This is a genomic window from Methanobrevibacter sp. (genome assembly GCF_015062935.1).
In the GTDB taxonomy this organism is placed as follows: domain Archaea; phylum Methanobacteriota; class Methanobacteria; order Methanobacteriales; family Methanobacteriaceae; genus Methanocatella.
The window spans coordinates 131,420-154,996 of sequence record NZ_SUTM01000005.1 but is presented as its reverse complement, the minus strand read 5'-3'; the positions used below and the strand labels follow the sequence as shown (position 1 = coordinate 154,996).

The window sequence follows — 23,577 nt, the reverse complement described above, 5'->3', positions numbered from 1 at the left end:
TAAAAATAAAAATAAGAATTTTAAACCCACAAAAACAATAAATAACCAACAAAAATCACAATCAAAATAAGTACACCAACTTGCAATTCATCCACGACCTAAAAGAGGTCGTGGTATTCTTGCATTATTAAGATAAAATTTTAAAAACGCTAATCATCAACCTTAATCATCAACCAACATGATTTTTTTATTTTTGGTTAAAATAATTTAAATTAAAAAAGAATGAATTTAAGAACTTTTAAAAAAATAATCATCAACCAAAAAATACATTAATCATCAACATACATTTTAATAATAAAGAAAAATAAGTTGATACTATGTTTGAACCCAAATTTACATATACCAATAAAATTGTAAATTATATCGCAAAAATTGCATCAGCCAAAGAAGTTATCAGTAACGCGAAAATAATCCCATTATATGACACTAAACTAAAACAAGATGCATTCATCAGGTCTTCACATTATTCAACATCAATTGAAGGAAATCCTTTAAACTTAGATGAAGTAAAAACATTAATCAAAAACAATCAGGAACCAACTACCAAAGCAGAACAAGAAGTATTAAATTATTTCAATGTATTAAATCAATTGAATAAATATTCAGATAAAATTATTACCAAAAATACAATTTTATCAGTGCATAGAGATTTGACTAAAGATTTATTAAAAAATCCTGAATATGAAGGCAAATTTAGAGATACTCTCGTATATATTGGTAACCCGCACACTAAAGAAGTAAATCATGTGCCGCCAGCAGCATATAAAGTACCACATTTAGTAGAGGAATTATTAGATTGGTTAAACAATTCAACAGATGAAATGTATCCCGTAATTATTGCGGGAATTCTTCATTATGAATTAGTGCGCATTCACCCATTTGTCGATGGAAATGGCCGTACAAGCAGACTTATGGCAACATTAATTTTATCAACACACAAATTCAATATCAGTGACTATTTCACTTTAGATGAATATTACAATCAAGACAGGCAGGCTTATGTTGATGCGCTAAAAAGTGCTGATAAAAACCATGATTTAACAAACTGGTTGGAATATTTCTGTCAGGGAGTATTATATTCAATCGATAAAGTAAAATCAGAAGTATTGAATTTAGATCAAATCACATCAAAATATGATAATACGATTGAATTGACTCCAAATGAAATTTCTGTATTGAAACTACTTGAAGATAAAACGCATATTAAAAATAAAGATATTCAAGAGATGTTGGATATTTCTCCACAAGCCAGTTATAAAATCATTAGAAAATTAAAAAATAAAGAGTTAATAAAAAGTGTTGGAAAAGGAAGAAATACTGAATATATAAACATTAATCATCAACCTTAATCATCAACTAACATGATTTTTTTATTTTTGATTAAAACAATTTAAATCAAAAAATAAGCAAGTTAAGAAGTTTTAAAAAAATAATCATCAACCAAAAAATACATTAATCATCAACCATTCCAACGTATATTAGTATCAGTAATATACATAAGTTTTTGATGATGAATGGAAAAGCACACAATAACATCAACATTCAAAAAAAAAAAGAAAAAAGTATTCTAGTGAATACCATATTCGTAGTGTTTTTTAAGGATTACTGGATGCACATTAACTCTACCCATCTTAACTGATTCAACATGGACTTTTGCAATATTTGTCTTTTTGGCATCATTAATGAAATTTAATTTATCCTCTAATGTTTTTCGATTTGTAGTCATAGATTAACCACCTTAAAAATTATTCATTATATATTATTTGTATTATATAAATTATCGCTTATTTCAGATAAATCTAACTCTTCACCACATTCACATTGTAAAATATCATCATCAGGAAATGGAATCTTACCTTGATTTTGCATTTCAAAATCAATTTGAGGATTTTGAGATAGATTTATATACAATTCATGATGCCTACCACAATTTAAACAATCCACAGCCATGCTTATTGCAGTCGGTTCATTAGGCATGTTAACTGGAGAAACTTCCATCGCACTTTTAACCAGTTTTGTGTCCTTATCTGCAATAATTTTATATGCTGAAGATGATGAAAATATCAATCTAATTAAAACCTGTATCCTTTCGACAATTTCACAAACTTCCACATCATCACCAATATCCACAATTTTTAATTGTAAATCATTTCTCAATGTGTCAATTTTAAGAGATCTTCCATGTGATTTCCATAATGAATGATTTGATAATTTTGAAGCAATTTCCTGAGCCTTTTTTCACGAAGGTCATCATCAACAGGATTCCCATTAGTTTCTGTAACTTTCCAATTTTTAAATTTGTAATTTTTCAGAGGTAACTCGATAATTTTTTAAGGATATTTTTAGAGGTTTTTAATAAATATAATTCATGATTTTATTTATTTTTTTAATTAATTGAATATCATATTTGTATGAGTTATTTCTAGTTTATTTTTCGGTTTATTTTCTTTTTTTACTGTATTTCTTTTAATTTTAATGCATTTTTTTAATAGTTAAATTTATTAGTTTTTTAATTTAAATATTATAAATGGTATACCAATTTTCTATTTTCGCCAGATAATACCATTTCTGGCGAAAATAGTGATTTTTTGATGCTAAGGTTGCCTAAAAGAGGAGAATAAAAGATATTTGGATGAAAATTTAAATCACTTCAAATTTTCAATAGTGGAAACAGAATTCTTGATTTTTAAGAGGGAAAAAATCAACAAAATGTTCCTTTAAGTTCTTTTAATCGTATAATATTATATAATAAACCTCTCAGGTGCATTTCATTTTGATTGGCCGTGAAATCACGGCATAACAAGTTTAAAATGCTATCCTTAGTCTTGTGAAATCCATTAATGCATTCGCTGTTGAAAAATCTGTCTTTATAAATTTCGTTGTATTTTCCTTCAGCAAATGCATTAGTCATTTTATACATATACAAGCCCATTCTATCTTCAATTTGAGCACATTTGCATTTTTTACCAAATTTTTCAACAAAAGGACAATCTTTACAACTAAATTTAAAACTAAACTCCCGTAAATCTCCAGTAATGTGTTTTTGTCTGTTGTATTTTCCATTAATTAATGTAATACTGTCTAAACTTATTAGTTTTTTATTAGGGCAAACATATACGTCAACAATGCGGATACATTGATTTTTGGACAAATTAGTTTCTATACTAATAATATGTAATTTAAAGTTTATATAATTATCTATATTAAAATTAAAGAATAAATTGAAAGTAATAATTATTATTAAATATTATCCAGTAGTTTTAATCTATTTAACGATTGATTATTTTGATTTAAAAGAATTAAGCCATAAAAATATCAATTAAAAATCTTAAATTGTAAAAGCAAATATCGCCAGATATCTATTTATTTCATCAACCCTAGCAAAATAACATATAATATTAATAAAAAAATATTAAAAATAAGCTAAATAAAAAAATAATTAAAATAGAACTAAATTATAAAAAAAATACAGTGCCTCAATAACTTAAACAATTATCGAGTTACCTCTTAAGTTTATTTGCATTGCCTTTAAATACAATATACTCTAAGCAGGGACAGGACAGTTATTCTTCTGTTTATTACGTTTATTTATCATATTACCCCATTCTAATTAAATATTAAATCTATAATGATAAAGGAAATATGGCTGAAGAAGGTTATACTTAACTAAAACCACCCCATATTAACCTAAAAATTGTATAATCACGATATAATATTTTTTCACAGATAATTTATCAGTTTTTAAATCATAATATTGAAACAACTATCAAGCAGATGCCAATGAATATGCTGAGCTTATCTCGGTTTTTGTATCCTATACATATTATAGCTAAACTCAACATAATTTGCATAATAGTTAATATTATTTTGAACATGACTCTACCTTTTTTAAATGGATATAGGAAGTATTATATACTATCGGATTAGAAAAATATGAGTAGGTATTATGGGGAATTAACCCCATAATAGGCATTTCAGCAGTTGAATTAATGCTGTCACAAACATTAGGACTGCTGTAATGCCTCTCAATTTTTCATCACCCATAGCATTATCACCTCCTATAAACCATACTTAGTTTTCGAACCATATATACTTTTTTAATATTTTGAGTTCCATGACTTTTTGTTTATTAATATTATGATTGATTAAGCCATTATTTTTAAAATAAATAATTTTCTTTAATTTAAAAGCAATATTACTTCGTGAAAACAATTTTACGAAATGAAAGCAATATTGCATAATGATAACAATTTCAAAAGAATTTAATATATAAATGGAACGTATATTACAGACAATATTATGCATTAATACAGTTAAAATACTCAGTTACAATTAGCATTTGACCATATTGCTTTCAGATATATCATAAAAGTATATATTTTAGATATTAAATACACACATATATGAAACTCAAAAACAAAACATTTTTATTGTTTATATGTTTGATATTTATAATTTCTGCCGGTGCAGCATCTGCAACGGACAATTTTGATAATCAGACATTAGACGATTCAAATGGAGAAATACTTAACGATAAACAAACAAAGTCTATTGATGACTTGCAAACACTTGTAAACCAAAAAAATGAATCTGGCGAACTGGTTATCACGGATAATTATTGGCCTGGCGAACCGGATTACACAAATGAACTTTTAATTGATAAATCCATAAGCATCTCAGGAACAGGAGAAAATTATATTTCCAGTAAAATCAATGTAACTTCCGGAGAGGTAGTTATAAAAAATCTAGTATTAGATAATTGTAAAATATATGCAACAAATTCCAAATTAACTTTACAAAACTGCCATATTAACGGAATGGGTTATAAGTCTGAATCTCAAATTCGAGGAGATACAATTGAAATAATAAACACAACATTTTTAAATATGGGTCACCCTATAGGTGATTCAAAAAATGTAATCATCATAAATTCAACATTTAACGATGATAATCGTTTATTTTATCACTTCTCCAACATCACCTCATTAAAAATATTCAATTGTGAATTTAAAAATCTTTGTGAATTATATTTAAACGCAAATGAAGCCGAGGTGTCAAATTCCACTTTCTCTAAAAATTCAGGAATGGTTTTAAATTTTAAAAATGCAAATATTACAAACTGCAGGTTTATAGAAAATCTTGCTACAGATAATTATTCTGACAACATAGTACGTTTAAAAGGAAATACCACCTTACACGGCAATACTTTTTTAAATAATTCATATGTACGTGCAGTCAGGTTTGTGCCTGAAGAAAATACAGTTGCTAATTTTTATATGACCAACAATATTTTCATTTCACAATATGGAGAAGGAGAATATAGTACTTGCGACACATATAGATTTACACCATTAACTCTTTCAACAACATATATTAAACCAGCTACAAAAACAATTCATGTTCCTGCGAGTGAGGATTTTGATGATTATTTTTATGATATAACTTTATCTAAAGTATTCATTAGTCATAATTTTTTCGGATTCAATATCGAAGATGCTGACGAATTCAGGTATAATAAGATAATTATTATGCCCTATGAAAGAGTTAAAGCAAATTTGGTTAATCTCTATCTTCAAAAAAACAATAATGAATATACATTAAGTTTCGTTGATGATGACGCCAATATTATCAGTATGCCTGAATCCGTTTTTTCCATTATCGACAAAAAAAGTGGAGAAGCAATCATTTCAAATATAAGTGTTATAAATGGAAAAGCAACCTTTAATTGCGATAGAGAAATTTCAGTTGATGACGTGTATATTGTCAATTGTTTAAATCAGATTGTAAACAAGCCAAAAGCTAATATGACCATTATAAAAACCGGAACGGATTATCTTGACACTAAAGTTGAGGTGATATTGAATAATGAAACTGAACCTATAGGTAATGAAAGCATTCACATTTTCTGTATTGGATTTGAAGATAATGGCCATAATTTAACAAATAATTATAATATAGTAACCCGATCAGACGGCACACAAATAGTTGCCGGAAAAACTGATGTCAGGTTGTATTATGGTTCATTCCTGTCAGCATGGGGAACTGTAACTGAATACAGATTCAAAATCCTGTTTTCAAACAAGGAATTTGGAACAACAGTGCAGACGATTAATTTTAAAATAGATAAGGTTGATAGTGTTTTAACTTTAAAAAGTACAACAAAAACATATAATCCAAATGCAGTTAAACTAACATCCATATCCCAACTTTCCCCTGTAACTTGGACTAGTCCAAAATATGGTGAGATAAAAGATGAACAGCTTTATTATAAAATATATAAAAAAAATAAAGAGGTCCTTTACGCCACTATATATTTTTATGACGAAATTAAACTTTATGACGAAATATTGCCCGCATTGGATGTGGGAACTTATAAAATTATAGTCCAAAGTGATGAATTTTCAGTTTATAAAGTTCCAACCAAAACAGCTACCCTTAAAATCAAACCTGCAAAAACAACTACAAAAGCTCCAAAAGTATCCCACAAATACAAAAAGTCCAAATATTTCAAGGTTTCAGTGAAATTGAATAAAAAAGCGGTCAAAAAAATCAAAATAAATCTTAAGATTTACACCGGTAAAAAATCAAAGAATTATATTGTGAAAACAGACAGCAAAGGCATAGCAAAGTTCAACACAAAAAATCTGAAAATCGGAAAGCATAAAGTGGTCATAACCTCCAAAAACGGAAACTATATCATTAATGCTAAAAGTCAAATTACCATTAAAAGATAGATTCATAATCTATCTTTAACTTTTTTTATTTTGCAGAAAATCAGACATTTATTTCATCAGATTTTCCAGTTTGTAAAAAAAATCATCTGACAAAGGATTTCAAACAGTCATTTACTTTAAAAACCAATCAATAATTTAACTACTTTTTAACTCATATGTGTGAATTATTAAGTATTATTTTAATTTAAAATAAGTACAAAATAAAAATAAGGCAATGTGAATGGTACATGTAGATGAATTATATGAAATTTTTCATATAATCGATTAAGTCGTCCCTGAACTCATCATCATGCATTGCAAAATCAATTGATGATTTAAGCCATTCAATACGGGTTTCAATGTTGAAGACCTTACCATCAAATTTAACCCCGTAAACCTCATCAAGTTTTGATAAAGCATCTGTAAGCTGGATTTCTCCGTTAAAACCCGGTCCTGTCTGTGAAATCTTATCAAAAATGTCCGGTGTTAGAATATATCTTCCAACAATTGCCAGATTAGATGGGGCTTCATCCATGTTAGGTTTTTCAACTAGACTGTTAATTTTATAAAGATTTTCACTGATTTGAGACCCATCAACAATACCATGCCTATTGATTTTATCTTCTGAAACCTCCCTAATTGCAATTGTGGATTTTTCATATTTATTGAAAACATCAATCAGCTGTTTTGTTAAAGGAGTTTTTGATCTTGTGATGGAATCTCCTAAAAGAACTGCAAATGGCTCATCTCCAACATGTCTTTCTGCACAGCTAATAGCATCACCCAATCCTATAAGATTTTTCTGCCTGACATAACATATGTCCGCCAAATCAGTGATTTTTCTAACCTTTTTAAGGTCACGGTCTTTTCCTGCCTTTTGCAGAGTATATTCAAGTTCATATGACTTGTCAAAATAATCTTCTATTGACCTTTTGTTCCTACCGGTTATGATTAAAATATCATCAATTCCAGACTTTACTGCTTCTTCAACAGCATAATGGATTGTGGGTTTGTAATAAACCGGCAACATTTCCTTTGGTTGTGCTTTAGTAGCAGGCAGTAATCTTGTACCTAAACCTGCTGCTGGGATAACTGCTTTCATAATTAAAACTTCCTACATCATATTATGAATTTTATATAATATTAATTTCACTAAATAAAAATTTTATTTTAGACAAAAACGGTTTTTGCCTGCAAACAAAAACATTGACACATATTCAACTGCATCATCTTTATCCGAATTATTTAACTTATCTTCAATGTCATCAAAATCCAATGTATTTTCATCCGGAGAATAAGTAAACAAATCAGAATTGGAATGAGACATTTTTTCAATTTCCTCATCATCCCATCCATGAACAGAATGAGGCGTCCAGAAGACATTTTCATGAATCAATCTTGCAGGTGCCCCAGCAAAAGTAGTGTTTGAAGGAATTTTTTTATTTGAAACTACAGAATTTGCACCGATAATAGAACCTGAGCCTATTTTGGATCCTTTAAAAATCATTGCGTTTTGGCCGAACCAGACATGATCTCCAACATAAATGCTTTTGGGCCAGTTCATCCTCTTTTTTGATATGTCATTGTAGATTGGATGTCCGTCCGAGGTTCTAAAAACAACATTATATGAAATGAAACATTCATCACCTAAAATGATGTTTTTGGATTCTGATAAAACAAAGCTGGTTCTGCCGTTGAAGAAATTGTTCTTTCCGATAAAACAGACATTGTTGTTGTGAAGTGAAATATTAACTGAATAATCATGGATATTACTTGAAAGGTATAAAACAGAATTGTCAAGGTTGAAATCAATTCTAGAGTTCCACAGACGAACATCATCTTCACAGACTAGAATGTTGTTTTTGCCTGTGAAATTGATTTGGGAGTTTGTCATTTTTGGAACTTCGCCTATGAATTCATTTTCATTTAATTCCAGAAGTTGATTTGCATCAGTTATTTGCACGATTATTCACCTAAAAATAAGTATTATAATAATTATTTTGTTTTTGGGATTATATAATTATTATCGTGGAACTTGGAAAAGAAGATTTAAACATTAATAGCATGAATAATTTTTTTTATTTATGATTAGAGTACATTAAGTTAAAAAAATAAGAAATTTAAAGAGAATTTAAATTAATCATCAACATCCTAAGAGCATTCGTTTCGGAAATATACGAATAACCAAAAACAATTTAATACATATATAACACAATAACTAAAATAAATCAATAGAAACTATCATACCTATTATCAAATATATATGATATTTTTAAAATTCGCAAAATATAATTAGAAACAAATTAAACTACTATTATGGAAACATGTAAAAACTGCAATAGTCAGATATCTAATTCTAATGCTAAATTTTGCGATAATTGTGGGGAATTTTTAGAATTAATAAATAAAGACATACAATTTAAGGAAAAAATTTCCAATGACAAATTAAAAGATTTGAAAAATATTTTACTTGAAAGTATTGAGTCAATGAAAAATAACAATACTGACTTAAGATGGTATTATGAATTAATAATGTCTTACTTAATTGATGTGACAAATATTGAAAAAGTATTTAGACGTGAAGAACTGAATTTCATCGATATTGGATGGATATTATCTTCATTGGAAAAAGCAGATAATAGCTTAATTTTATATGAATTCTTATTAAAAGTAAATGAACAATACGAATTTCAGATTTCATCCAATAAAGAACCAATGAATATTATCATTTATACCAATATATCCAAAAAACTAAAAGAAAAAGAAAAATTTGAAGACCTTATAAAACCATTTAATCTGAAAGTTTTCGATTTTGAGGATTATGAGTTTGAAAAAGAACATAAAGAAAAGAATAATTTCAATTCTGGATATTTAATGTTTAAATTTTTTAAAGAAACAAGAGCTGTTGATTTACTAAAATCAGATGCCTTAAGAGAAATTTATTCATTTTTTGGGTTTTTAACATATGTCAATAAATTTAACAAAACCACTACTAAAACGCATATTAATGAATTAACATTAAATAATCAAATTTCAGATTTGGAATGCAATTCATTAATTGTTACTGATAATCAAAATAAAATTATAAGATATGGTGTTCAAAATGAAATAATTACACATTCCAAAAAAATCAATAAATCAAAAATAGATAAATTACCATCAAATGGACAGATAAAAGATTTTACCAAAGAAAATAAACCAAAGATATCCGATAAAATTAAGGAGAATTTTTATTTATACTATTTAGCTGCAAATGAAAATATCTTAGAAAATTCATTTTTTAAATTTTGGTCATTGAGTGAAAAGATTTTAAAAGACATTTACGGAGATATGAAAGATACTGCCCTAAAAAAACATATGAAAAACATTTTAAAAGCGAATGGATATCCCAAATATCTAATAAGAAGAATTGATGTTCTCTACATTAAACGAAACAACTTCGTTCATGAAAATAAACATGGAGAAATAACACAGTATGACCAAACATTAGTGAAAGTTATTGCAGAGAGATTAATTGATTTTTTAATTATATGTATCAATGAAGTAAAAAATATTAACGAATATGGTGTGATTTTAAATTATTATAATCAATCTCCAGAAGACAAAGAAAGATTAATCTCATTAGTTAAATTAACATTACCCGAAAATAACTAATTATAAAAATAACAGATATAAAATTTAAAATCAAAAAAAGAATATTTGACTTCAAAGAAAATAATGAATAATAATAATGTTTAAACAATGGTTTTATCATGCTTAAATTATGGATTGAAGAAAATAAACTAGAAAAAGAAGATTATCCTAATAAAATGGAATTTTATGAATTTGAAGAAAAAATAGAAATCACTGCTGAAATTAAAAAAAATATTTCAAAAAAAGTTTTATTAAGTTTATATGATCCAGAATATCTTAAAATTAGATTTAATAATTTAAATTCTGATGAAATTAAAAAAGATCTAAACGAATCATTATTACCCGATGAAAATGCCTTGTTTCATCCTCAAAAATCCATGTGGGGCGAAATTGTATCCGCAGAGATATTAAATGTTTTTAGAAACCATTTAATCCCTATTTATAAACTAAGGTATAAAGAGAAAAAAGACCAAGCTATGAGAGGAGAAGCAGATGTCGTGACCTGTTATTTAGATGATACTCCTTTAATTATTGCATTTAGTGAAGTTAAAACTAAAGGAAATATTAAGCAAAATGGTTTTTATGAATATAAAAAAGAAATGAAAAAAGCTGAAAAAGAATTATTGAAGGATAATGTGGACAAACCTGAAATATTAGATTATATTCATAGAATATTATATACTAAAAACAAAAATAATAGTTTATTTCAAATATTTGATGATGCTATTAAGAATCCGAATAGTTACAAAAAAGAGTTCCATATATTCATGATAATGGAAAAAAACAGGTGGGGTGAGCAAATTATTGAATTCTTTAAAGAAAACATTACAGAGCTCCCAAATTTGATTATAAATATTGTTTTAATTAATTCTTTAAATGAATTAATTGGTGAAACTTATGAAATTATACTTGATATTGCAGAGGACATAATAAATGATTTCGAAGAGTGAATATTTAAAATTAAAAGAAATAGAAATGAAAGAAATTATTTCTTCTGAAACCTTAAAAAAATCATTAAATCAAACATATGCAAGGAAAAATGGTGCTGAATTTAATAGAACATATTCTGAAAGTTATTTATGGAGATATGCTCTTTATATCTCTTCAAGGTCATGCTACATATTGGAGACTGATAAAGATAATGAAACTGCAATTTTATCTTTAAAAATGGCTGCGGAAATCTATGAAAATTTATATTATGTAAGTGATGAATATGATATAGGATATTGTTTATTATTATCTAGTTTATGTTATGACCTTTCGGGTTATCAAGCTAATGCAAAATGTTTGATTGATGAATTAGAAAAGGAATTTGATTATTATTCTTTAAAAACTAATGATGAATTAAATAATTTAGAAAACTTATTTTTAAAAACCATACAATTATTTTTACAGAAGAAAATTTATTTGCTTAATGATGAGCTAATTCAATTAAGAACAATTAATCCTAATAGATTGCATTCGGCTTATGAAAAATTTTTAAATAATTATATTTCTTTATTAACAAATCTCATTGAATTTATCTTCGAAGGTGATGAGAATCTGATAGAAGCAATAACATTCCATTCTCAAAATGCCTATAAATCTATATTATATAGTGGGAATGTTTTAATGTCACATTTAATGCATCTTTTTAATGTGAGATTGGAAATATTCTTTGAAAAAAATATTTGGACCAATATGGACAAATATATCGATACTTCACATCCACTTTGGAATAAATTCATTAAATTAAAAACAAAAGATTATTACTCAAAATTTGAAATTAAACCTGCTAAAAATAGACAATCAATTATGGAATTTTGGAACTCCCAATTAAATGCTTTAAATGCAAATATCATTGGAGAAAATCAGGAAAATGAAAATTACATTATAAAAATGCCAACCAGTGCAGGAAAAACATTTATTACGGAAATACTATTATTAAATTCACTAATTGAAAATGAAAACTCAAAAGCAATATACATCACACCTTATCTTTCATTAACTAATGAAATTAATGAGAGTTTATCTTCACTTGAAAAATTAGGATTTACATTATCGAACATGACCAAATCATATGAAATTGATGAATATGAAAATCTATGGGTGGAAGAAGCAGATGTTCTTATTGCCACTCCTGAAAAAATAGATTTGCTTTATCGAAATGAAAAAGAATTCTTTAAGGATGTTTCAATAATAATTATTGATGAAGGACATATTGTGGGAGACAATGGTAAAAGATCAGTGTTGGTGGAGTTGTTAATCTCTAAATTAAAAATGAAACTGAAAAATGCACGATTCATATTTGTATCTGCAATGATGAATGAGGAAGATACAAAAGATTTATCAAAATGGATTACTCACAAAGAAAATAATGTTTTAGAGTCCCCTAAGATTAATGGAGAAATATGGGCGCCTACTAGAAGGTTAATCGGATATTTAGATTATAAAAACAATAAAGGACATATTGAATATCCTGAAATGAAAATGTTCGTTCCTAATATAATCAAACAAAATACATATTCATATATAAACCCCGATTCGGGTAGAGAAAATAATAAAAAATTTCCAAATAATAATGGGACCAAATCTGATATCACAGTTGAATTAGCATATAATCTAATATCTGAAGGAAACATTTTAATCTTCACATCACAAGCAAGATATACCGAATCCATTGGAGAATCATTTTTAGAACTGTTTAATCTTAAAAAATTAGTTAATAAAGAAATCAACTCGAATTTTAAAAATAATGAAAAGATACATTCATTAAATATTTCAAAAAAATTATTAGGTGAAAAGCATCCAGTAACAAGGTGTTTGCAGTACAATATAGGCATCCATAATGGAGATTTGCCTGAGGAATTAAGAAAGAGTATTGAATCAGATTTCAAAAATAAAAAATTAAAAGTTTTAATCGCATCAAATACAATTAGTCATGGGATTAATTTTCCAATAAAAAATTCTATAATTCATGCATTAAATTATAATGAAAAGGATAATGTATCAAAAAGAGATTTTTGGAATTTAGTTGGAAGAACTGGTCGCGCAGGCAAGGAAACTGAAGGTAAAATTATATTCATAGCAAAAAATCAAAACGATAAGGATAGATTTTGGGATTATACAAATAAAATACATATTGAAAAATTAAATAGCAGATTACTAGAAATTATCCAAGAAATCATTGCAAGTTCTAATCCCTATTTGATTGATAAACTTATTCAAGAGGAAATTGAACCAATTTTATTTAATATTTTAGTTGAAGAGTCAATGGACACTTTAGATGAAAATGTTATTGAAAATACAATAAAAAATAGTCTGTTTTATATTCAATCAGACCAAATCCAAAAAGAACAGTTGTCCCAACGTTTAAAACATTCTGGAAACATATTTTATTCTGAAATAACTGACAAAGAATTAAGAACTATTTATTCAAAAACAGGTTTAACTTTAAAATCAAATACAACTATCTCAAATTATGTTCTAGAAAATTTAGATGAATTTGATGAATTAATAGAATCAGATGATACTGAACTGTTATTAGAGCATATTTTCAATTTGTTTCCAAATTTAAAAGAAATGGACAATCCCAAATTAAAAGCTGAAAATGATGAAATGAATTTCTTTACAGAAAATAAAGACGTTTTAATAGATATTACTAAAAAATGGATTGATGGAGTGACCATAGAAGAATTAGTAAACTTGTGGGATAATAATTTTAATGACAATAAACTACACATCTTTTTAAATAATTCATTACAGTATAATTTTTCTTGGGGAATACACTCTCTTTTAGAAATATTAATTTACCATTTAAATAGTGAATATGGATATGAAATAGAAACCCCCAATGAATTGCCAGACAATATAAAAAATTTTTCTTCATATATTAAATATGGATTAAATAATCCAGAAACCTGTAAATGCAAGAATTTAGGAATTGAAAATCGAGACACTTGTATTAAGATAGTGAATGAGTATTTAAATGAAAATGACAATGATTGGTTTTTTAATATTGATTTTGATAATCTGATTAACAATCCAAATTTTAATGATTCCGAGAAAAAAGAAATAATTCAGATTTTACAAGAAAAAAATTATAATCAAAAACAATTTGATACATTTTTAGGAAGCGATATTGAGGTACATATTAATACGGATAATCTAGATATTGGTTCTATTTTACATTTAGAAAGGGATTTAACTAACAAGTTTAATTTGTATAAAATTGATTTGAAATATGGAAATAGTATTATAGGAAGTTTGCCTATTAATTATTCCAAAGCTTTAGCGATAGAAATGGACTTAAATAATGTAAAATTGATTGCTGAGGTTAAAGAAATTGATTCTTGGAATACAAGCATAATTTTAAAAAAAATGAATTAAATCTAAGGCATCATAATGTCAATTTTATAATAATGTAATTTTATAAATGTTTTCATCGATTTTATTGCCGTCAACAATTCCGTAACTGCATATCTTTTCGCATGGAACTTCCCTGAGTGAAATTGCAGGTTTTTTGTATTTTTTGAAAACATCAATGAACTACCTTGTGCATGGTTTTGCACTTTTTGTGATTGAATCGCCTAAAAGAACTGCGAAAGGCTCACCTCCAGTATGTCTTTCAGCACATGCGATTGCATCTCCCAGGCCTTTGAGGTTTTTCTGTCCGACATAGCATATGTCTGCAAGGTCTGTGATTTTTCTGACCTTTTTTAGGTCACGGTCCTTGCCCGCCATTTGCAGAGTGTATTCGAGTCATATGATTTGTCAAAGTAATCTTCAATTGATCTTTTGTTTCAAAACACACTAAGCAAAAAATTACAAATATCTTTTCATATATCCTCCCCCATAATATAAACCATGTTTTGTGATTAATATGTATTAATTTTTACTGAAATAATCAATGAAATATGTGAACTAAGTAACAACATCAATGAAGAGTATTGTTTGAATATATGAATAATTCCAAATTGTTTATGGATTACTAAAAAATGATTTTAAAAAAAATATTTGCACTAGGATTTCAAACCATCATTTAATAAAAATAACAATTAATAATATAGATAGAATTTATAGCAAGTATAGAAATAATTTATGTACAAATTAATTTAACAAAAGTAATAAGTTAACTAAACGTTAACTTAAAAAGAGATGTAGATAACATACAATATTTCTTGGAGTTTCGATGAAATCATATTCTTGAAATTAAATGAAAGTCTTCATGTAACTAATCAAATCATCCTTGAACTCATCATCATACATTGCAAAATTGATTGATGATTTAAGCCATTCCAGCCTGTTTTCAATGTTGAAGACATCACCGTCGAACTTGACACCATATACTTCATCCATCTTGGAAAGTGCATCTGTCAGCTGGATTTCACCGTTGAATCCTGGTTCTGTCTGTGAAATCTTATCAAAAATATCCGGTGTTATGATATATCTTCCGACGATTGCAAGGTCAGATTGGGCTTCATCAACATTTGGCTTTTCAACGAGATTATCTATTTTATAGACATTGTCATTTATTGCAGATCCGCTGACAATACCATGCCTGCTGATTCTGTCGGGTGTGACTTGCCTGATTGCGATTGTAGATTTGTTGTATTGGCTGAAAACATCAATCAGCTGTTTTGTTAAAGGAGTTTTTGATCTTGTGATGGAATCTCCTAAAAGAACTGCAAAAGGCTCGTCACCAATGTGTCTTTCAGCACAGCTAATTGCATCACCTAATCCTATAAGATTTTTCTGCCGGACATAACAGATGTCAGCTAAATCAGTGATTTTTCTAACCTTTTTAAGGTCACGGTCTTTGCCTGCCTTCTGCAAGGTATATTCAAGTTCGTAGGATTTGTCAAAATAATCTTCAATTGACCTTTTGTTTCTGCCTGTTACTATTAGAATATCATCTATTCCTGAAGCCAGGGCTTCCTCAATGACATAATGGATAGTAGGTCTGTCATAAACAGGTAACATTTCTTTTGGTTGTGCTTTGGTTGCAGGTAAAAGTCTAGTACCCAAACCTGCTGCTGGAATAACTGCTTTCATAATATCTTCCCCGTTAATAATATGATTTTAATATAGTATAAAGATTATTTATGATATTACTAATTTTTTCAATAAAAAATATATATTCAAAAATAGATTTTTAAACAGTGAAATTAGATTTGCTTACAACCTACAAGAAATACTATAGTTAATCCTGACTATAGTTTCTTAATATATTTTTGGGATTGGAAACCATCCCTCTATCCACTTGATTTTTATTAATGTTTCCACATATTCAACCTTATTTTAGACTCAATTTTTCCTATTTTTATTCAATTAGACAATTAAACTCAGAGATTAAAAATAATTATATTACTACTCCTACAGGATTTCAATACAAAATAAATAAAAATAATGAAAATTTCATTAATTTAACATCATTTTTAACTATATTCTCCAAGTAGTTTACTTATAAGTCATTTTAACCTTTTCAAGATATGAAAATAAAATTCGAACTAAAATATTCTTGCAATTAAATCAGACGCAAAACAGATGAAAATCAAATAATCACTAACATATTACGGACTCTTTTCAAAATTAGGAGTTATTGATACCATATCTTAACTATCAAAATTGTGCAAAACCAGACCGCCCATCGGACCAAATACTCATTGCAATTAAATTTAACATTCTTTTGAAGTAATAATATATTTAATTGTGAATCTTCTAATTAACCAACAACATCTTGTCTTAAAGATTCAATTTCTTTTTAGCCAACAGCAACTCTTCAACAAAATAAACATAATTATCTAAAAGATTTCTTAAATAATTATAATCATAATCATATTTAATATCAATATTTTCGCAAAAATCGATATTCATTGTTTTTGGAACAATTTCAATGTCATCACAATATTCCTTAAAGAATAATTCTTTGAAAAATATTCCAAATCTTCATAAGAAATTGTGCGCTTTTGTTTGATTTTTTCAAACAATGATTTCCAATGATGACCCCATACATTGTTCTGCTTATTTTTCTCAATTAGATTTGGCCAACCAACAAGAATTTTGGACATACATTGCTCCAATGACCTTAACGGAAAATGAGCAATTCTCAAATCATTGATTCGAATCGGAGTTAATTTTTCTTCAGGGTTTTTGAAAATCAGATTATGTGATCCCATATCAATAGAAACATCAAAATTATTTACAACATTTTTAGGAATCACAATTTTATAGTGAATATCAAACTGTTCATCACGGACATGGTTTAATCTTGATGGAATAAATTTGATGTCAAAATCATCATTGGCAGTTGGAACATAAGTCTGCCACCTGATTTGATAATATGAATTTTCATCAAGATTTTCAAGGATTTCTCTTGGATTTGTTATGTCAGATGATATAAACTCATCAGCATCCAATGGACAGACCATATCAGCATCGAATTCATCTATAGCTCTGTTTAACAAATAAGTCAATTTATCATTTTGATTATAGTAGGCATCATCATCTTTAATAAGCACTACAGGTAGTTTTTCATTTTGAAGCTTTAAAATGATATTTGATGAGTCATCAGTACTTCCATTGTCCAGTATAATCATTTCATTAAAAATATTTAAATTATATCTAATAAATGACTCGATAATATCTGATTCATTCTTAATCATAGTTATTGAGACAATCTTCATAATCAACACCATAATTAATCTATAATATAAAATTTAATCATTATTATATAAATTAATTTTGGTAAAATGTTTAAAAATTATCTAAATTATATCTTTTTTGTATAAAATAATTCATAAATTATATATGTTGAACTACAGAAATGTCCACAATAACATGATAACAATATAAACCTCTCATGAAAATGTTATTAAACTTAAAACTTTAATTCACATAATGCGGATAAAATCTCTTCAACTCTTTTATCAAAAGTATGATTCTCAAGAACTATTTTCCTACCTTTTTCTGCAAGTTTAACCCGTTCATCTTCATGAGCCAAATAATAATCAATTTTTTCATTTAAATCATCAGCATCGTCATAAGTGATGATTGAACCTTCAAATAGGGTTTCTGCAGAGGGAATTTTATCAGAAATTACAAATGTACCACAAGCTAATGCGTCAAATAATCTATTGGATGGGAAATCTTCATCCCTCATATCTTCCCAATGATCATTTAAAAGAATCTTACATGAAGAGTAATATTTATGCAATTCTTCATTTGGAATGAATTCGCCTTTGATATATTTTTCATCAATGTATTTATCCCAACCCATACCATAAACTGAAACTTCATGATTTGTTTTTAAGACATCCCTAACGATTTCCCTATAAACTCCTCTTGTAATTCCCACAAATAAAATTTCATCAGAAATATTATTATCCGTTTCCGGATAAAATACTTCAGGATCAGTACATTGCAGCAATGATGACACATTTGTATTAATTTGATTAGTTAATTTATCAGCATATCTTTTAGAAGAAATAAATACTTGATCATATTTTTCATATTCCTCTTTGGAAATCATTTCAGGATGAGAAATATTCCACATTAAATTGATATTAGAGTAATCAACATTATAATCTACTAATCCTCTTAATACAAAAGCAATGTCGATTTCCTCATCATCATACCACTGCTCTCTTTCTTGAACAATAACATTGAATCCTAATTTTTCAAAAGATTTTTTTAGGGCTTTTGAGAAAAATAAATCCCCCCAATGAGTAGTTCCTTTTGGATGAGGCGATTTGATTGCAATTGTCAAATTAGAATAATCTTTATTTATTATTTTTTTAATAACATCTGGTTTGCTGTATTGACCTAATTTCTTTTGTAGACTTATTTTATCTTTTTTTAGCTTTTTGATTTCTTTTTTATAATTGTCTGTTTCTAAAACTTGCTCAATTCTACTGAATTCTCTTCTAAAATCAGAAATTTTATTAAATGAAATATCTTCAAAAATAGATTCAGATTTTTGCGAAAGAATTTCTAATGCATTGAAACTTAACCATTCATTTGCATTTAAAAAGATTACTGTTTCTCCTTTTGCAATATTTAATCCTTTATTTTTGCAAAATTCAAGACCTTCTTTTGTGTCATTTTTAAAAACTTTAATTCTTGAATCTTTTTGAGTGAAATATTCTAAAATTTCTAAAGAAGAATCCGTTGAAGCATCATCAATACAAATAATTTCAAAATCTTGACATGATTGTTTTAATACACTGTTTAAACAAACATGCAAATAATCTTCAACATTATAAACCGGAATTATTACAGAAATCATAATTTCATCTAAACTTGAATAATAAACTAACTAAATATTTATATTTACTACTTTAAATAATTTCAATAAATCGAAATTTAAACTTTATCAATACAACTAATATCATGGGATACATTTTAAAATTAACAACTCTTTCAAAACTTTGTTGATTTAAAATTTTGGATGAAATTTTTGAGTGGTAATATCTGTTTAAACTTGTTAATTTTAATAAAAAGTTGTAGTAAACATTTTTTAGTGAAAATCTGATGTAACACAAAGTCACAATTAATTTTATACACTATGAAGTAAAATCATTTATTATAACTATTATTTTATATACATATTGCATTATTAATGGTTTTGAAAGATAGTACATTAAGTATAACATGTAGCCTTGGACATGCAAAATTTGATTCCTACTGATTACCACCATTATTTTATTAAATGTGGTATATTAGTTGATTGATCACAAGTAAACCAGAAGTTTGCATAACCCATAGTGAACTTGATTATCGTACAAATTATTACTTAGACCCCATTTAATGAGTATTTTCAATAGAGATTATCTTCAAGAGAAATAGAGTAAAAAACACCTGTAGACATAAATTATATGTAAATTGCAACAATGAAAAATCATCATATCAAACAATAATAAGATTTAAGGTCGAGTATTCAGATTTAATCTATGAAACATTCAAAACAACCATTAAAATTTCAAAAGATAATGAATTTAATAAAAATACCTCATTTAAGCTTAGATGAAACAAAAATCAAAGAAAAAAACGGTGCGAAATTAACTGATGAAAACCAAATCAAAGTCATAACAAGCACCAAAAAAAATATTGAATTGAATCAACAAGAATAGAATAGTAAAAGATAAAACTAGAAATACAGTTATAGAACCATTAACCAACAACTAAAAATGCAAAGAAACAGTAAAAGAAATAGAAAATCTTCAAATAATGATAAAAAGAAAGATAAATTACGTTCTTCAAATTTAAATCATTTAAAACAATCAGAAAAATATTATGAAAAAACTTAATGAACTTGAAGAAAAAGTAAATTAATCACTAAAATATGTGATTAATATTAACACCCCGATACTCACTTAATGCCAAATAAAAAAGGCAAATGAGAATAAAATCACAATACACAAATCATTGTAGTCGAATATGAAGTAATAATCCTAACATAATATGTTATAGAAAATTAAACAGACCATTTCGAACTAATTCCATCAATAGAACAACTAAAAAGCAATTTTGATGGAATATATGGTGAAATAGATTCCAATCTCCAATTCATTGCCTATACTGACATTCCAATGATAAAAATATTACATTTCTTGAAAAAAGATTAGATTGACATATATCCGCAAAAAAAACTCCTCCAAAAAAAAGTACAAGTTATGGAGCAAACCATTCCCAAAAGATAATTTCACTTATGATATGAAATAAGAACTTATATTTGTCCCTTGGATAAATTGTATATCCGCGAAAAATATAGGAATACAAAAAACAACAAATAACCTATTGAACTTACAAATGTAAAAACTGCATTATGAAAGAATATTGCTGCCAAAAAAGAATTACAGAATAATTCAAAACTATGAAACATTTCCAGAATAGAATGCAACGTAAAATGGAAATAAACTTGGCGCAAAAGATCTACAAAAAACAATCCCAAAAGCAGAACTACCCATGCATACATAAAATAAAACATGAAACTACACAATTCACTACAACGGAAATAAAAAAACATAAACCCTAAATTCAAACTATATACAATAGGGCGTAATTTAAAAGAATATGCTGAAATAAATAAAAAAACAACTAAAAATAATAAAAAATATAAAAAATCAACACAAAATTCAATTAAAAATTTTGAGTAATATCCTCAAAAATAAAAATAATTACTCAAAAATCCTTAACTTTATGGGTTGAATCAAAAACCCTCAAATTTTTATTAATGGACAACCTGCATACGGTTCAAAAATATTTTATAAAATTGTTATATTTTAATTAGTTATGGATTCAATTAGATTTGAAACCATTTTATCCATATTGTTATTTCCATCCCACGTATATATGTCAAATATTTTATTATCTTTTTGAAACCAATAATGAGAGTATTGAGTATTATTTTCTAAAGTCAATTTATCAACAGGAATATTTTTAAAAGTGAAATTTGTAATGATGGGAGTGTAATTTTGACTTTCAACAAAGGATTTAGTTTTTTCAACATATTGGTTTGTGTTATTCCCATTATAACATGCAATAAATATAGTATTATATCCATTAGTTAAATTCACATCACCTGCATCATTCAAAGAACCTTCATAATAACCATTTGGTAATTTGAAGTTTTGTCCACCAATTTGTATTTGATTTTGTTGATTAAAAATATTAATATATCCAATAATTCCAATAATGAATAATGAAATTATTAAAATCAAAATTAAAATTTTATATTGTTTTTTCATGAAATTTTATCTCCATAGTTTGTATCAAAGTTTGTTTAAATTAATTTATATATTTTGGCTTTGTAAAAATCATCCAAATCTTAAATTGTTGTAGAGTCTTTTTATTTTATCTGGTTTATCAGGGTCTTTGTGGAATACTACATATGTTTTAGAATGACACATATTTTGGTTTTAGAGGTTTTTAAATGCACCTAATTCTTATCATATGCGAAATGGCCCTTATGATATGGATTTTCGTTTAATTTACCTTTTATCTTTGAATTATTTTCTATTGCCATTAACATCGATTTTGTTATCTGTAAGATAAGATAATAAAATTTAGTTTAAGTATATTTTGTCTGTGCTTATCTAAATTAGTTTGTGTGTTTCTTATTGCTTTTTCTGCGATGTTTAATAGTTCATAATGGTCTATTGGGTTTAATGTGAAGTTTATTGCACAGATTAATTTAGTAGCATAATCAACTGCAGATTAAATATTATAATCAACATGAAGTTTCCTTGCTTTCCTTTTCATAAATCTAGTTTTATGTCATTTACAAGTATTCTGACATGTCTGATGAATATGAATTATGTTTCTATTCCATATAATAGTCCTAATTTATTTTCATCATTAATACCTTTCTTTTAATAATCTTTGAGCAGGTTTATGAAGTTTTTCAATGATTTCGGGAGCAACTGGACATCATTCATAGTAATCGACAAAGATTTGAGTTTCTTTTTTGGTGATTGCATTGTTGTTGGAATTATATACTTTTTGATGGTTCCATTAATTACAACGTGATTAAATTCAGTGCATTCTTTATCAAAGGCCTTTTAAGGTTATTTGCAATATACTTTGAAATAATTCCCGTATTCTCCCTTGTATCTTTGAATTAATCATCTAGAAGTCCGACATCATCACAAACATATTTAAATATACAATAGTAGCTTGTCCACCTCGTGATTATTGTGTTATATCAATATAACAAAACTTAAGAAAGCAATATGATAAAAAAAAACAATTGCAAAATATAAAAAATCAGAAATAATATATTTTAAAATAAAATATGAGAAAAATAATAAAAATTAATGCTAAAAATTTTTTCACAAAAATTCAAAAATTTTGGAGGACACCCTTGAATTTAAGAAAAATTAGATCAATCCACCCAAAAGTAGTAGCAAAACTATTTATTTAAATGTATTTTTAAGAACACAAATTATATCACAAAGATTTTACTTAAAAACACATAAAACAACATTCAGAAAACTAAAAATTCCAGACCCCTTAAAAATTTATTAACTGACAACCAATTTAATTAATATAATCCACCTATTTTTGAAAATTATTATTGATTATTCATTAATTTTTAAAATATTTATTTCATCTTTTAATAATTCAATATTATTATTTTTTTTAGAAATAAGATTTTTTAAAAAATTAATTTTTTTATTCAACTCATTAATAGAAACATCCCTGCCCTCCAAAGAATCCTTCAAAGAACTAATCTCAGCATTCAACTCATTAA

At 26.6% G+C, this 23,577-nt stretch carries 17 protein-coding genes; 6 read left to right on the top strand and 11 right to left on the bottom strand.

Annotated features, from left to right (window positions below):
* The first annotated feature begins 317 nt into the window (after positions 1–317).
* On the top strand, positions 318–1,349 hold the full coding sequence (locus E7Z81_RS03585; protein WP_292744347.1) for a Fic family protein: 1,032 nt from the start codon (positions 318–320) through the stop codon (positions 1,347–1,349).
* Positions 1,350–1,567: 218 nt separating this feature from the next.
* Here E7Z81_RS03585 and E7Z81_RS03580 read toward each other — a convergent pair whose 3' ends face one another.
* From E7Z81_RS03580 to E7Z81_RS03570, 3 genes are all read right to left on the bottom strand, one after another.
* Complete coding sequence (locus tag E7Z81_RS03580; RefSeq protein WP_292744345.1) at positions 1,568–1,726, bottom strand: hypothetical protein; 159 nt, start codon at positions 1,724–1,726, stop codon at positions 1,568–1,570.
* Positions 1,727–1,752: 26 nt separating this feature from the next.
* On the bottom strand, positions 1,753–2,157 hold the full coding sequence (locus E7Z81_RS03575; protein ID WP_292744342.1) for a hypothetical protein: 405 nt from the start codon (positions 2,155–2,157) through the stop codon (positions 1,753–1,755).
* Between the two features lie 544 nt (positions 2,158–2,701).
* Entirely contained in the window at positions 2,702–3,151 is a 450-nt protein-coding gene (locus tag E7Z81_RS03570) for a hypothetical protein (protein WP_292744339.1), read from the bottom strand.
* Between the two features lie 1,291 nt (positions 3,152–4,442).
* On the opposite strand from E7Z81_RS03570, the gene E7Z81_RS03565 reads away from it, so the two are divergent.
* The gene (locus tag E7Z81_RS03565) at positions 4,443–6,734 is read left to right on the top strand and encodes a hypothetical protein (protein ID WP_292744336.1); all 2,292 of its coding nucleotides are present in this window, start codon (positions 4,443–4,445) and stop codon (positions 6,732–6,734) included.
* Positions 6,735–6,972: 238 nt separating this feature from the next.
* Here the strand turns inward: E7Z81_RS03565 and galU (E7Z81_RS03560) are convergent, their stop codons facing one another.
* Positions 6,973–7,815 (bottom strand): UTP--glucose-1-phosphate uridylyltransferase GalU, encoded by an 843-nt coding sequence (gene galU / locus E7Z81_RS03560; RefSeq protein ID WP_292744333.1) that lies wholly within the window; start codon positions 7,813–7,815, stop codon positions 6,973–6,975.
* A 63-nt stretch (positions 7,816–7,878) separates the two neighbouring features.
* A complete protein-coding gene (locus E7Z81_RS03555) occupies positions 7,879–8,676 on the bottom strand; it encodes a hypothetical protein (protein WP_292744331.1) in 798 nt (265 codons plus the stop codon).
* A 353-nt stretch (positions 8,677–9,029) separates the two neighbouring features.
* On the opposite strand from E7Z81_RS03555, the gene E7Z81_RS03550 reads away from it, so the two are divergent.
* The 3 genes from E7Z81_RS03550 (at position 9,030) to E7Z81_RS03540 (ending at position 14,714) form a co-directional block, all read left to right on the top strand.
* The gene (locus E7Z81_RS03550) at positions 9,030–10,367 is read left to right on the top strand and encodes a zinc ribbon domain-containing protein (RefSeq protein ID WP_292744329.1); all 1,338 of its coding nucleotides are present in this window, start codon (positions 9,030–9,032) and stop codon (positions 10,365–10,367) included.
* A gap of 98 nt (positions 10,368–10,465) precedes the next feature.
* Positions 10,466–11,296, top strand: a complete 831-nt coding sequence (locus E7Z81_RS03545; protein ID WP_292744326.1) for a hypothetical protein — start codon at positions 10,466–10,468, stop codon at positions 11,294–11,296.
* A complete protein-coding gene (locus E7Z81_RS03540) occupies positions 11,280–14,714 on the top strand; it encodes a DEAD/DEAH box helicase (protein ID WP_292744323.1) in 3,435 nt (1,144 codons plus the stop codon). The genes E7Z81_RS03545 and E7Z81_RS03540 overlap by 17 nt, the downstream gene beginning before the upstream one ends.
* A gap of 159 nt (positions 14,715–14,873) precedes the next feature.
* On the opposite strand, the gene E7Z81_RS03535 is transcribed toward E7Z81_RS03540, so the two are convergent.
* From E7Z81_RS03535 to E7Z81_RS03515, 5 genes are all read right to left on the bottom strand, one after another.
* Entirely contained in the window at positions 14,874–15,068 is a 195-nt protein-coding gene (locus E7Z81_RS03535) for a hypothetical protein (RefSeq protein ID WP_292744320.1), read from the bottom strand.
* Positions 15,069–15,536: 468 nt separating this feature from the next.
* Positions 15,537–16,379 carry a UTP--glucose-1-phosphate uridylyltransferase GalU gene (gene galU / locus E7Z81_RS03530; RefSeq protein ID WP_292744317.1) on the bottom strand — a complete coding sequence of 281 codons (843 nt, stop codon included), beginning with the start codon at positions 16,377–16,379 and terminating at the stop codon, positions 15,537–15,539.
* Between the two features lie 690 nt (positions 16,380–17,069).
* Positions 17,070–17,201, bottom strand: a complete 132-nt coding sequence (locus tag E7Z81_RS03525; RefSeq protein WP_292744314.1) for a hypothetical protein — start codon at positions 17,199–17,201, stop codon at positions 17,070–17,072.
* Complete coding sequence (locus E7Z81_RS03520) at positions 17,198–18,010, bottom strand: glycosyltransferase family 2 protein (RefSeq protein ID WP_292744312.1); 813 nt, start codon at positions 18,008–18,010, stop codon at positions 17,198–17,200. Before E7Z81_RS03520 ends, E7Z81_RS03525 begins: the two co-directional genes overlap by 4 nt.
* 194 nt (positions 18,011–18,204) lie before the next feature.
* Positions 18,205–19,611 carry a glycosyltransferase gene (locus E7Z81_RS03515; protein ID WP_292744309.1) on the bottom strand — a complete coding sequence of 469 codons (1,407 nt, stop codon included), beginning with the start codon at positions 19,609–19,611 and terminating at the stop codon, positions 18,205–18,207.
* A 703-nt stretch (positions 19,612–20,314) separates the two neighbouring features.
* Here E7Z81_RS03515 and E7Z81_RS03510 point away from each other — a divergent pair.
* On the top strand, positions 20,315–20,455 hold the full coding sequence (locus tag E7Z81_RS03510; RefSeq protein WP_292744306.1) for a hypothetical protein: 141 nt from the start codon (positions 20,315–20,317) through the stop codon (positions 20,453–20,455).
* Positions 20,456–21,607: 1,152 nt separating this feature from the next.
* Here E7Z81_RS03510 and E7Z81_RS03505 read toward each other — a convergent pair.
* Positions 21,608–22,072 (bottom strand): hypothetical protein, encoded by a 465-nt coding sequence (locus tag E7Z81_RS03505; protein WP_292744303.1) that lies wholly within the window; start codon positions 22,070–22,072, stop codon positions 21,608–21,610.
* Positions 22,073–23,577: the final 1,505 nt, after the last annotated feature.

What these genes read in the sequence shown, in the direction of transcription:
- E7Z81_RS03585 (WP_292744347.1), top strand. Translation starts at nt 318, where the DNA reads ATGTTTGAACCCAAATTTACATATACCAATAAAATTGTAAATTATATC.
- E7Z81_RS03580 (WP_292744345.1), bottom strand. Translation starts at nt 1,726, where the DNA reads ATGACTACAAATCGAAAAACATTAGAGGATAAATTAAATTTCATTAAT.
- galU (WP_292744333.1), bottom strand. Translation starts at nt 7,815, where the DNA reads ATGAAAGCAGTTATCCCAGCAGCAGGTTTAGGTACAAGATTACTGCCT.
- E7Z81_RS03550 (WP_292744329.1), top strand. Translation starts at nt 9,030, where the DNA reads ATGGAAACATGTAAAAACTGCAATAGTCAGATATCTAATTCTAATGCT.
- E7Z81_RS03545 (WP_292744326.1), top strand. Translation starts at nt 10,466, where the DNA reads ATGCTTAAATTATGGATTGAAGAAAATAAACTAGAAAAAGAAGATTAT.
- E7Z81_RS03540 (WP_292744323.1), top strand. Translation starts at nt 11,280, where the DNA reads ATGATTTCGAAGAGTGAATATTTAAAATTAAAAGAAATAGAAATGAAA.
- E7Z81_RS03535 (WP_292744320.1), bottom strand. Translation starts at nt 15,068, where the DNA reads ATGGCGGGCAAGGACCGTGACCTAAAAAAGGTCAGAAAAATCACAGAC.
- galU (WP_292744317.1), bottom strand. Translation starts at nt 16,379, where the DNA reads ATGAAAGCAGTTATTCCAGCAGCAGGTTTGGGTACTAGACTTTTACCT.
- E7Z81_RS03525 (WP_292744314.1), bottom strand. Translation starts at nt 17,201, where the DNA reads ATGAATATCGATTTTTGCGAAAATATTGATATTAAATATGATTATGAT.
- E7Z81_RS03520 (WP_292744312.1), bottom strand. Translation starts at nt 18,010, where the DNA reads ATGAAGATTGTCTCAATAACTATGATTAAGAATGAATCAGATATTATC.
- E7Z81_RS03515 (WP_292744309.1), bottom strand. Translation starts at nt 19,611, where the DNA reads ATGATTTCTGTAATAATTCCGGTTTATAATGTTGAAGATTATTTGCAT.
- E7Z81_RS03510 (WP_292744306.1), top strand. Translation starts at nt 20,315, where the DNA reads ATGAATTTAATAAAAATACCTCATTTAAGCTTAGATGAAACAAAAATC.
- E7Z81_RS03505 (WP_292744303.1), bottom strand. Translation starts at nt 22,072, where the DNA reads ATGAAAAAACAATATAAAATTTTAATTTTGATTTTAATAATTTCATTA.